This window comes from Moritella dasanensis ArB 0140 (genome assembly GCF_000276805.1).
GTDB lineage: Bacteria > Pseudomonadota > Gammaproteobacteria > Enterobacterales > Moritellaceae > Moritella > Moritella dasanensis.
Map to the genome: position 1 here is coordinate 1 of NZ_AKXQ01000047.1, position 11,690 is coordinate 11,690.

Consider the following 11,690-nt stretch of genomic DNA (forward strand, 5'->3'; position numbering starts at 1 on the left):
TTTTTTTATGCCTGAAATTCAGTGAAAAATTGTGCAAATACAATCCCTATCTCAACCTCTTTATATTGCTCGTGATAGAATTAGCTATGGCTAATTAAAGCCAACTTAATTTATCCATGATGCAATTAAAAGGACTCGGATTGGAATGATAAATAATGAGTTAATTGATCAGTTAGTTGCGCTTGCTGTGATGCCTGTGATCCAAATTGAAAACGCTGATGATGCAGTAAAGCTTGTTGAGGTATTATCCGAAAACGGATTGCCAGCGGCTGAAATTACCTTTCGTAGTACCGCAGCAGGCGAATCTATCCGCCGTATCCGTGCTGCGTTTCCGGATGTGATCTTATGTGCGGGGACGGTATTAACCATTGGCCAAGTTGATGAGGCTGTCGCGGCGGGCGCTGACTTTATTATTAGCCCGGGCTTTAACCCGACTACAGTTAACTACTGCATTGAGAATGGCATTAAAATCATTCCTGGTATTAACAATCCGAGCCAAATAGAACAAGCGTTAGAGCTCGGTATCAAGGTAGTTAAATTCTTCCCTGCGGAAGCATCCGGTGGGGTTAACATGGTGAAAGCATTAGTTGGGCCCTATAACCAAATCAAATTGATGCCGACAGGTGGTATCAAACCATCAAATGTTATGGACTACCTTGCTGTCCCACAGGTTATCGCCTGCGGTGGTAGTTGGATCGCTACAACGTCTGCTATTGCCAATCATGACTGGGATACCATTGCTAAAAACGCCCGTGATACTTGCCAGTTAGTACACGCTAAATAATCCTCATTCATAAATGGCTAGATGAATAGCTCAGTAATAAAATACGATCCCAAAAAAGCCCAAGGTATATTTGCATATACTTGGGCTTAAATTCTATTCTTCACTACTCATCATCACGCTGATTTGAGCTTATCTGAATTCGCACGTTATCTTACGTGTGGATTGGTTCTTTTTTCATGACCGATAGTCGATGTTGGTCCATGACCTGGGAAGAATACGGTTTCTTCTGGTAATGTCCATAACTGGCTTTTGATCGCCGTCATCAAGGTATTAAAGCAACCTTGTGGAAAATCAGTACGACCAATGGATCCACTGAATAGCACATCACCGACAATAACTTGTTTCGTCTCTGCGTGATTAAATACCACGTGTCCCGGCGTATGCCCTGGGGTATGTAATACGGCTAGTTCTTGGTTACCAAACGTAATGGTATCGCCGTGTTCTAACCAGCGCTGAGGTTCAAATGGTGGTACTTCTGGAAAACCAAACATCTGTCCTTGCATTGGTAACTGATCTAACCAAAATTTGTCGGCAATATGCGGGCCTTCTATTGATACTTTTAATACTGCTGCAAGTGCTTCAGTGCCGCCAACGTGATCCATATGACCATGGGTTAAAAAGATCTTCTCTACTTCTACACCATGTTGTTTTACTTGGCTAAGAATCTTATCTACGTCACCACCGGGATCTACGATCGCGGCTTTCTTGGTTTCAGGGCAGATTAATAGACTACAATTTTGTTCAAAAGGCGTAACTGGAATGACGTTAACTTGCATTGCTTATCTCTCTCGGCTAGATAGTCGTGTTTGTTTAGCTGTATATAGTTACGCTAGTTTACCGATTTGTACGGCGAGAGTATACGGGGTAAATTGTTACATTATTGTTAAGTCATGATCTGGGTCAAAACAGATTTTTTATTGCTGGTTATCATCATAAGCCTTATTTCTATTCTGTTAACGGAATTATCATGTATCCATTATTACTGCAAGCGCATCTGGCGTTACTGTTAATCAGCTTGTTAAGTTTTGCATTACGTACATTTTGGGCGATTAAGGGCTCTGAATATATTAACAATGTGCTGTTATTTAAGATCCATAAAGTACTTAACCTGATATTGATTTTATCTGGCCTGGCTTTATGTGTGACGATTAATCAATATCCATTTATCGATGGTTGGGTAACCGAGAAATTTGTGTTGTTGTTTGCTTATGTCGGGTTTGCGATGTTGGCCTTTAAGCCTAAGATGAATTTAAAACTGCGTCAGTTCTGCATCGCAGTAACGATGGTGTTTTTTGTGATTATTTTTTATATTGCTAAAACGAAAGTGACGCTATTTATTTAGTCAAATTATCTAATCACGCGACCTGCTAATAAAAGTTGCGAGTAAACCTTGTTAACAATAGTTGGTAATTAGCCACTTTAAGTGATTGATAATATACTATTTAAAAATTAAAAATGGCACTCGAGAGTGCCATTTTTATTACTTAATGCGTCATTTATATAAATAAATTATATTTATAACGAGGTTTTAAGTGGGTTCTCATTTTTGACTTTATGGCTGAATAAATGATGACTGACTACACCAGCGAATAACAGCATTGCCAGTATCAATAACGGTGTATGACCATAACGGTTAAAGGGTGTTGTGCCTTGATATGGCGTGACATCGGCACGTAAAACCGCTTTTTCGAACTGTGGTATACGGCCAACTTCTTGACCCTGTGCATCATAAATTGCGGTAATGCCGGTATTGGTACTACGGAGTACCGGACGTTGGAATTCAAACGCCCGCATTCTCGCGATCTCTAAATGCTGATCAGGACCGATTGAAGTACCAAACCAAGCATCGTTACTTACCGTTAAAATAAAGCCGGTATCTGGCTTTACCGTGTTCACTAAGGTTTGGTTAAAGGCTATCTCGTAGCATATTGCCGTGGCAATATGGACGTTACTCGCGGCTAGGTTTAACTGTGCTTCACCACCACGTTGAAATGATGACATAGGTAAGTTAAATAATGGTGCAATCGGTCTGAGCAGATCTTCAAAGGGGACAAACTCACCAATCGGTAATAGTTTGTTTTTATAATAACGGTCATTCACCGGTGAGTGATTAGCAGCTTGTTCTGGCTGGCCAAGTACGATCACAGCATTGTAATATTCATCGATATCGTCGACACGTTGGTAATTAATAATGCCGGTGATAAGGGTGGTATTACTCTCGCGCATTAATTCACTGACATAATCCAAATAATTTTTCACTTGGAATTCTAATGCTGGAATAGCAGATTCTGGCCAGATGATAATATCAGCATCGGTATTCGCTAAACTGAGTTCTAAGTATTCGTTGAGAATATCTGCTTGTTTTTCTGGCAGCCACTTCTCATCTTGATTGGTATTGCCTTGCACTAAAGCGATCGATTTAACGGCTTCTGGCGCTGTCCATTCTAAACCTTTTAACGATATGGCTGACAACACGATTGCTGTGATCACGATGGCTGGTAAGACGGCTTTTCGTTCACGATAAGCGTAATACAAGCTGGCGGTAATCAGGCAAACTGCGGCTGTAACACCTTCAACACCGAGTATTGGCGCAAAGCTAACCAGTGGCGTATCCATTTGACTATAACCAAACTGTAACCACGGAAAGCCAGTCATTACCCAACCGCGTAACCAATCTGTGATTAACCAGATAGCTGGGAAAGCAACAAAGTAACGCAGTAACGCCGAGTCTGAGGTAAAACGATTAAGTAGATAGGCACAAAGTGCAGGGTAAATAGCTAGATAGGCGCAGAGTAATACCACGAGTAATGCTGCCACAGAGAGCGGCAATCCACCAAAGTCTAAGATACTGACTGAAATCCAGTGAATACCGGCAATGAAGAAACCGAGCCCCCACAGAAAACCGTATCCAGCCGCGTGCTTGGCCGATTTATTATCAAGAATAAAAAGTAGAGAAAATAATGAAATGTATAAGCTGATGCTGTAATCAAACGGCGCAAAAGCAAAGACGCTAAGTGCGCCAGTCAGTGGCGCACTTATTTTATGAATCAGTGACTTGATAGTTAATTCCTTTGTAGCTATTTACAGCGACAAGTGAACTAACCTGCCACTGAGACGGTTAAGCGGACTCAGCTAAGCGTTCTTGCTGTGCTTCTGGTATCTTCACTTGCAGCTGAATGATACGACGGCGGTCAGCAGAAATGACTTTAAACTGGAATTCATCGACAGTAATAATCTCGCCTTGCTCTGGTAAATGACCAAATGCATGGGCAATCATACCGCCAATAGTATCCACTTCATCATCGTTAAAGCGTGATGAGAAGTAATCATTGAAATCATCAACGGGTGTTAATGCTTGCACTGAGAATACACTTTTATTAATACGGCGAATATCTTCTTGTGCCGATTCATCTTCATCGAATTCGTCTTCAATATCGCCAACGATTTCTTCAAGAATATCTTCGATGGTCACAAGGCCTGATACACCACCAAATTCATCGACCACAACGGCCATATGGTAGCGTTCAGAACGAAACTCTTTGAGGAGCTTATCAACACGTTTACTTTCTGGTACAACAACCGCTGGACGTAGTATCGATGACAGTTCAAAACTGTCCGACTCACCAGCAAACACAAATTTAAGCAGATCTTTGGCTAACAAGATCCCTTCGATATGATCTTTATCTTCATTGACGACCGGAAAGCGCGAATGCGCAGAGTCAATCATGATAGGTAAAAATTGGTCGACACCTTGGCTCTTATCAATGGTAATCATCTGTGAGCGTGGGATCATAATATCGCGTACTTTCAGTCCTGCGACTTGGAGTACACCTTCAATCATATCCTTGGTGTCTTGATCGATCAGTTCGCGATTTTCTGCATCCTGGATAACTTCTACAAGCTCTTCTCTGTTTCTCGGCTCACCTTGGAATAATTGAGAAAATTTTTCAAAAAACCCTTTTTTTGATGAACCGTTTGTCGAGTGAGGTTTGTCGTCGTTCATAGTTTGTTGTACCTAAGTTATATAAGGTTGATGGTATAAATATTACTTTTCAGTAATATAGGGGTCTTCAAATTCGAGTTTTAGCATAATTTCGGTTTCTAGCGCTTCCATCTCGTCAGCTTCTTCATCGATAATATGATCATAGCCGAGTAAATGTAAAGTTCCATGAATAACCATGTGCGCCCAATGTGCGGTCAAGGGCTTTTGTTGCTCGATAGCTTCACGTTCGACAACTTGTTTACAGATGATTAAATCACCAAGCAGATCTAATTCAATACCTTCTGGTACTTCGAATGGAAACGATAGAACGTTAGTTGGTTTGTCTTTACCACGGTAGTCACGATTCAATTGTTGGCTTTCTTCGTTATCAACAATACGTATTGTCACTTCGGCATTTTCTTGAAACAGTTTAACCGCTGCATTTAGCCACGTTGTAAATTGCAGTTCTGTTGGTAATTGCTGCTCATCTGCAGTGGCAATTTGTAGATCTAGTACGGTATTCATTGGTCTTCATCCTCACGGGTAATGCCATTTTCAAATTGTTCATAGGCATCGACAATTTTTGCAACAACAGGGTGGCGAACAATATCATTGGATATGAAAACATTAAAACTAATATCTTTCACTGGCTCAAGTACATCCATTGCATGGCGTAAACCAGATGTGATGTGCTTTGGTAAGTCTACTTGGGTAATATCGCCAGTGATCACCGTTTTGGAATTAAAGCCAATCCGGGTTAAAAACATTTTCATTTGTTCAATGGTGGTGTTCTGACTTTCATCTAAAATAATAAATGCATCGTTTAATGTGCGTCCACGCATATAAGCAAGAGGTGCTATTTCTATGACATTGCGCTCAATCAAACGTTCCACTTTTTCAAAACCCAACATCTCAAATAACGCGTCATATAATGGGCGCAAATAAGGGTCTACTTTCTGGCTTAAATCACCGGGTAGAAAACCTAATTTTTCACCTGCTTCAACGGCCGGTCGTGTCAGTAATATACGGCGTACTTCTTGACGCTCTAATGCATCGACGGCAGCTGCTACGGCTAAATACGTTTTACCTGTACCTGCAGGACCAATACCAAAGGTTATATCATGCGTTAAAATATTGGCAATGTAATTGGCTTGATTGTCACCACGCGGTTTTATTATACCGCGTTTGGTCTTGATAACGGTATTAAAGCTGGCAACTTTTGCTGCTGGTTCTGGTGCAACTAATTTACATGCCTGTATAGCTAAGTGGATCTTTTCAGGAACAATATCGGTGACTTGGCCTTTAACTGGCTGAGTTTCGACATAAAGTTCACGCAGAATATCCATGCAACAATGGGCATTAACTGGGTTACCGGTAATATGGAATTGATTATTTTGATACGTAATTTCAACTTCTAAACGACGTTCTAGTTGTTTAAGGTTGTCATCAAACGGGCCACACAAATGTGCGAGTCTGGCGCTGTCGGCAGGTTCTAAAAATATATCGAGCGTTGTCGTATTTTTATTCAAAATAGTCTCATTAGGCAGAGCCATTAACGATCATTAATGGCTCTAAGTCTAGTTCTTATGGATTGAACTTGGCAACACCTAGCTCATTCGGTTGATTGGTAGCGCGTGCCAAGATCTCGCTTGGTTTAACGTCACTACGTAGACCCATCTCATCTTCACCACGGAGGAATACACCACGGATAGAGTTAGGGAATACATCAACAATGTCGACATCAACAAAGGTACCAATAAGATCTGGTGAACCTTCGAAGTTAACTACACGGTTATTCTCGGTACGACCAGTCAGTTCCATGATGTTTTTCTTCGATGGACCTTCAACTAGAATACGTTGCGTTGTGTTAACCATGTCACGACCAATTTTTTGTGACATTTGGCTAATACGCGTTTGTAGAATTTTCAAACGTTCTTTCTTTTCTTCTAGTGATACATCATCTGGTAAATCTGCAGCAGGCGTACCAGGACGAGCGCTGTAGATGAAGCTGAAGCTGATATCGTATTCGATGTCTTCAATCAGTTTCATGGTATCAGCGAAGTCTTGCTTGCTTTCACCAGGGAAACCAATGATGAAATCTGAACTCATCACTAGGCCCGGACGTGCTTTACGCAGTTTACGGATCAATGATTTATATTCAATCGCTGTGTGAGCACGTTTCATCAAGGTCAAGATACGGTCTGAACCTGATTGTACTGGCAAATGTAAATGCGATACCAATTCTGGAGTGTCGGTATATACTTCGATAATATCGCGCGTAAACTCAATTGGGTGACTGGTTGTATAGCGGATACGGTCGATACCATCAATCGCGGCTACATAACGTAGCAAATCTGCAAATGAGCACATATCATCGTCATGCATTTCACCACGGTAAGCATTGGCGTTTTGGCCTAATAGGTTTACTTCACGTACACCTTGTTCTGCTAGTTGGGCAATCTCATATAAGACATCATCAAGCGGACGACTTACTTCTTCACCACGGGTGTAAGGTACAACGCAGAATGTGCAGTATTTTGAACAACCTTCCATGATAGAAACGAATGCTGATACACCTTCCGCACGCGGCTCTGGTAAACGATCGAATTTCTCAATTTCAGGGAAACTAACATCAACCAAGCCTTTTTTACCGGCTTGTGCATCAGTGATCATTTCAGGTAAACGGTGTAAAGTCTGTGGACCAAATACCAAGTTTACAATCGGTGCGCGTTTTTGAATTTCAGCACCTTCTTGTGATGCTACGCAGCCACCAACACCAATGATTAATTTCGGATTGCGTTTCTTTAGCTTTTTCCAGCGACCTAATTGATGGAATACTTTTTCTTGCGCTTTTTCTCTGATAGAACAGGTGTTTAATAGAAGAACATCCGCTTCCTCTGGGTTGTCAGTTAGTTCAAAACCATTTTCGGCATTTAACAAGTCTGCCATTTTCGATGAATCGTATTCGTTCATCTGGCAGCCCCAGGTTTTAATGTGCAGTTTTTTACTCATTATCCACGTTGCTCTTTATTATTTATTGCTATATTCGGGTTGTGTGATAACACACAGAAGATCGCGTATTCTACTGCCTTAATACGCTGTTGACTAGACGTTATCTGTGCTTCTATGCATAAATTTACTGTAATTTTCATTGCACAAAGCAATCATTTAGGCGTAAAGCTTGGTAGAATTCTGATTCAGATAAGAATTTAACTTTAACGGTTCAGGAAACACGATGCAGGAATTTGATGTAATTATTGTTGGTGGTGGCATGGTCGGTGCCAGTACCGCTAATTTACTCGCCCCTTCGGGACTTAAGATTGCGGTAATTGAAGCGCAAATGCCAGCTGCGTTTTCGTTTGAACAACCAATGGACTTGCGTGTATCGGCAATCAGTTTAGCTTCTCAACAGCTACTTGTTGCAACAGGTGCGTGGAGCAACATCAGAGAAATGCGTCTTTGTCCTTACCGACGTTTGGAAACTTGGGATCAAGGTGGTTGCGAGACTAAATTCCATGCTGACGATATCGGCTACGATAAGTTAGGTTACATCATTGAAAATCGCGTGATCCAGTTAGGTTTACTCGAAGCAATGAAGCGTCATACTAATATACAGTTAATGTGCCCAGAGAAAGTGGACACGCTAGTGCAATACGGTGATTACGCTGAAATCACGCTCACATCTGGGGTTAAATTACGCGCTAAGTTAGTGCTTGCCGCCGATGGTGCCAACTCTATTATCCGTCAGCAAACGAATATCGGTATTAGCAGCTGGGATTATCGCCAAAGCTGTATGCTGATTAATATTGATACCGAGCAAGCACAACAAGACGTGACTTGGCAGGAGTTTTCACCGACGGGGCCAATGGCGCTATTACCGTTACCGGGGCATAAAGCATCCTTGGTTTGGTATCACCAGACTGCACAAATCAAATATTTAAGTCAGTTATCTAACGCCGATCTGAAAAAGGAAGTGCAACAACACTTTCCTGATTTAATTGGTGAATTTGAAATCACTAATCACGGTTCATTCCCATTAACACGCCGTCATGCTCAGCAGTATTATAAAGGCCGTGTGGTATTACTGGGTGATGCAGCGCATACCATTAACCCATTAGCAGGACAGGGCGTTAATATCGGTTTTAAAGATGTGAATGTGTTATGCGAACTGATTCGAAGTGCGGTGATTGAAGGTGAAGCATGGGATAGCGAAGCGTTATTAGCACGCTACCAGCGCACAAGAAGACCAGATAATTTATTAATGCAAACCAGCATGGATCTGTTTTATTCGGTATTCAGTAATAACTCCGCACCCATTAAGCTCTTGCGTAATCTTGGACTGGCAGTTGCACAACGCGCCGGACCATTAAAGCGCCAGGCGTTACGTTATGCGATTGGTTTAAGTTAGCCGTTATTAATTATGGCGTTTTAACTTAATTTAAACTCTTTTACTTTTGTGAGTAGTTCAGTGGAATGACTGAGTAGGTCTTGGCTGATACTACTTGCATGGGTTGCTACTACCGTTGTTTCATCCGAGTGCACCGCAATCATTTCAATGTTGTGTTGAATATCTGTCGTTAATTCTTGTTGTGTTATCGATGACTCGGTAACGGAATCATTGAGCTGATTAATTTCCTGCATTTCCCGTGCGATCTCATTTAACATGTCTGCTAATTGCGATACTTTTATCGCGCCTTCCGCCGCCGTTACTTTGGCGGTATCCATCGCCGCAAACGAACTGGTTGATGTTTCGATCAATGAACTGACAATGATTTGTATTTCTTTGGTTGAGTTATTCGTCTTAATTGCGAGTGCCCGCACTTCTTCTGCAACGACGGCGAAACCACGACCACTTTCACCTGCTCGGGCGGCTTCGATAGCGGCATTTAGCGCGAGTAAATTGGTCTGTTCGGAAATGGAATTAATCACCCCTAAGATTTTGGTGACGTTATTGGTTTGTTCACCCAGTAAATGCATTTTATCGACGACGTGATCAAGCTGTGTGGTCAGTATACTGATTTCATCAATTGTGGCACTGGCTAGAATGTTGCCTTTATCCGTTTGTAATGCGGCTTGTGTTGATGCTGCTGTAGTCAGAGTCGCTTTTGTCTTAATATCCTCAACCTGGGTCTGCATGGTAGCGATACTAGCGTTAATCGTTGCCGCTTCTTGTTTCTGTAGATTAGCCGAGTTATAGGTTTGCGTTGAGGCGGTACTTAATTTTGTCGAAATGTCTTCTAATTGCTCAGCGGTATTGAGTACATGGGTCAGGCTGTAATGGAAGTTACTCATCATGTAATTAAATGCGGTGACCATGCGACCGATTTCGTCATTGTTTTTCACTTCAATCAGCGTCGTGACATCTTGGGTATCACTGGCAAGTTCCATGCTGTCGGTCAGTTCGCTAATTGGCTTGAGGATCATTTTTCGTATGATGAATAAAGTGAGTAGCAAACCGGCCAATAATACCACGGCTAAGATTGCGCTCGAGCGTAAAATGTTTTGTTGTACTTGTTGGTAGAAATGGGTTAACGAGTATTCAAGTCTTACAGTTCCGAGTACATCGCCTTCTTTGGCATTGTGGCAAGCTGTGCAGTCAGTACCGCGGTAATTTTTTGATGCGATAAGTGGTTTGGTGATTAATAAGGTGTCACCTTGCGGTGTGCTAATGACTTGAGTTATATCTTCACCTGCCAGTGCGCGGCGATCAAAATCATCTTTGATTTGTTCGCTGGCTAATCCTGGGCCATACAGCTGATTAACCTTATCTGCTCGGACGATACGGATATCGGCAATGTTTTCATTCTCTAGCATTTTGTGACGCAGGGTTTCACGTTGACCAATACTGCCCGTTAGCATCATCGTATTTAAACTATCAAAGTAAGTGTCGGCTTGCTCATGGGCTTGTTGCTCTAAAATAGATAAAACCAAGGCCGTTTCTTGCTTACTTTGTGATATCGCTGAAATAGCGAGGATCAAGATAAACAGACTGCTTAGTGCGAGGTTTATTTTTTTAGCTATAGAGATATTTTTTAACATCGTTTCTTCCCATCTGAAACCAACCAAAAAGAGATCAAGCACTTACTGATGACCATTGGTCTTTTAATTCTACTGTAATTAGTAGGGTTAATCGTAACAAATTAATCTTGGTACAGATAGGATATCGGCCAAAAGAGGTATTTTGTTAGCACAAATGTGAAAAATAAGTTAATTAACTGAAGCGTAAGGGGAAGACTCATTGATCATGGGAATGAGGGTAATAAAGTTTGCACGGTAATGAAATGCATATTTAAAATACTGAAATTAGAAATTAGAAATTAGAAATTAGAAATTAGAAATTAGAAATTAGAAATTAGAAATTAGAAATTAGAAATTAGAGGAGGTATTAATGAGGAAAAGTAATTTAGAAAAAAGTGGCAGGGATATGAGGATTTGAACCTCAGAATCCCGAGATCAAAACCCGGTGCCTTACCGCTTGGCGATATCCCTACAAATCTTTTCTACAGCATGGCTGTATTGTGCAATAAAACATGGTGCGGAAGGAGAGACTTGAACTCTCACACTTTGCAATACTAGAACCTAAATCTAGCGCGTCTACCAATTCCGCCACTTCCGCAATGTTTTATTTTTAAAAATAAGAATGGTGGCCATGACGGGACTTGAACCTGTGACCCCAGCATTATGAATGCTGTGCTCTAACCAGCTGAGCTACATGGCCATTCTTACTTTTTTTTCATTCTACCCGTATAAATACGAATAAAATAAAAGTGGCAGGGATATGAGGATTTGAACCTCAGAATCCCGAGATCAAAACCCGGTGCCTTACCGCTTGGCGATATCCCTACAAACTGTTCATGAACATTACTTATCAATAATAACTATTAACTAAGCAATGTCATGTTAAACATGGTGCGGAAGGAGAGA

At 41.4% G+C, this 11,690-nt stretch carries 10 protein-coding genes and 4 tRNA genes; 3 read left to right on the top strand and 11 right to left on the bottom strand.

Features of this window, described 5'->3' with window-relative positions:
• The first annotated feature begins 145 nt into the window (after positions 1 to 145).
• Positions 146 to 784, top strand: a complete 639-nt coding sequence (locus tag A923_RS0121605; RefSeq protein WP_017223770.1) for a bifunctional 4-hydroxy-2-oxoglutarate aldolase/2-dehydro-3-deoxy-phosphogluconate aldolase — start codon at positions 146 to 148, stop codon at positions 782 to 784.
• Positions 785 to 930: 146 nt separating this feature from the next.
• On the opposite strand, the gene A923_RS0121610 is transcribed toward A923_RS0121605, so the two are convergent.
• Positions 931 to 1,560: an MBL fold metallo-hydrolase gene (locus A923_RS0121610; protein WP_017223771.1), complete on the bottom strand. Its 630-nt coding sequence runs from the start codon at positions 1,558 to 1,560 to the stop codon at positions 931 to 933.
• A gap of 191 nt (positions 1,561 to 1,751) precedes the next feature.
• Here A923_RS0121610 and A923_RS0121615 point away from each other — a divergent pair, with 191 nt between their 5' ends.
• Positions 1,752 to 2,126: a SirB2 family protein gene (locus tag A923_RS0121615; protein ID WP_017223772.1), complete on the top strand. Its 375-nt coding sequence runs from the start codon at positions 1,752 to 1,754 to the stop codon at positions 2,124 to 2,126.
• A gap of 173 nt (positions 2,127 to 2,299) precedes the next feature.
• Here the strand turns inward: A923_RS0121615 and lnt are convergent, their stop codons facing one another.
• From lnt to miaB, 5 genes are read right to left on the bottom strand one after another with little or no spacing between them, the layout of a single operon-like run.
• Positions 2,300 to 3,865: an apolipoprotein N-acyltransferase gene (gene lnt / locus A923_RS22425; RefSeq protein WP_337454897.1), complete on the bottom strand. Its 1,566-nt coding sequence runs from the start codon at positions 3,863 to 3,865 to the stop codon at positions 2,300 to 2,302.
• 37 nt (positions 3,866 to 3,902) lie between these two features.
• Positions 3,903 to 4,787, bottom strand: coding sequence for a CNNM family magnesium/cobalt transport protein CorC (corC, locus tag A923_RS0121625; protein ID WP_017223774.1), 885 nt, complete (start codon positions 4,785 to 4,787; stop codon positions 3,903 to 3,905).
• Positions 4,788 to 4,829: 42 nt separating this feature from the next.
• Entirely contained in the window at positions 4,830 to 5,291 is a 462-nt protein-coding gene (gene ybeY, locus A923_RS0121630; protein ID WP_017223775.1) for an rRNA maturation RNase YbeY, read from the bottom strand.
• The gene (locus A923_RS0121635) at positions 5,288 to 6,319 is read right to left on the bottom strand and encodes a PhoH family protein (protein ID WP_017223776.1); all 1,032 of its coding nucleotides are present in this window, start codon (positions 6,317 to 6,319) and stop codon (positions 5,288 to 5,290) included. Before A923_RS0121635 ends, ybeY begins: the two co-directional genes overlap by 4 nt.
• Positions 6,320 to 6,350: 31 nt before the next feature.
• On the bottom strand, positions 6,351 to 7,778 hold the full coding sequence (gene miaB / locus A923_RS0121640) for a tRNA (N6-isopentenyl adenosine(37)-C2)-methylthiotransferase MiaB (protein WP_017223777.1): 1,428 nt from the start codon (positions 7,776 to 7,778) through the stop codon (positions 6,351 to 6,353).
• 223 nt (positions 7,779 to 8,001) lie between these two features.
• On the opposite strand from miaB, the gene A923_RS0121645 reads away from it, so the two are divergent.
• The gene (locus A923_RS0121645; protein ID WP_017223778.1) at positions 8,002 to 9,174 is read left to right on the top strand and encodes an FAD-dependent oxidoreductase; all 1,173 of its coding nucleotides are present in this window, start codon (positions 8,002 to 8,004) and stop codon (positions 9,172 to 9,174) included.
• Between the two features lie 20 nt (positions 9,175 to 9,194).
• On the opposite strand, the gene A923_RS0121650 is transcribed toward A923_RS0121645, so the two are convergent.
• The 5 genes from A923_RS0121650 to A923_RS0121670 form a co-directional block, all read right to left on the bottom strand.
• Positions 9,195 to 10,805, bottom strand: a complete 1,611-nt coding sequence (locus A923_RS0121650) for a methyl-accepting chemotaxis protein (RefSeq protein ID WP_017223779.1) — start codon at positions 10,803 to 10,805, stop codon at positions 9,195 to 9,197.
• A gap of 375 nt (positions 10,806 to 11,180) precedes the next feature.
• Positions 11,181 to 11,255: transfer RNA gene (locus A923_RS0121655), tRNA-Gln, on the bottom strand.
• A gap of 42 nt (positions 11,256 to 11,297) precedes the next feature.
• Positions 11,298 to 11,382 (bottom strand) — tRNA-Leu (locus A923_RS0121660).
• A gap of 25 nt (positions 11,383 to 11,407) precedes the next feature.
• Positions 11,408 to 11,484 (bottom strand) — tRNA-Met (locus A923_RS0121665).
• Positions 11,485 to 11,534: 50 nt separating this feature from the next.
• Positions 11,535 to 11,609: transfer RNA gene (locus A923_RS0121670), tRNA-Gln, on the bottom strand.
• Between the last annotated feature and the right edge of the window lie 81 nt (positions 11,610 to 11,690).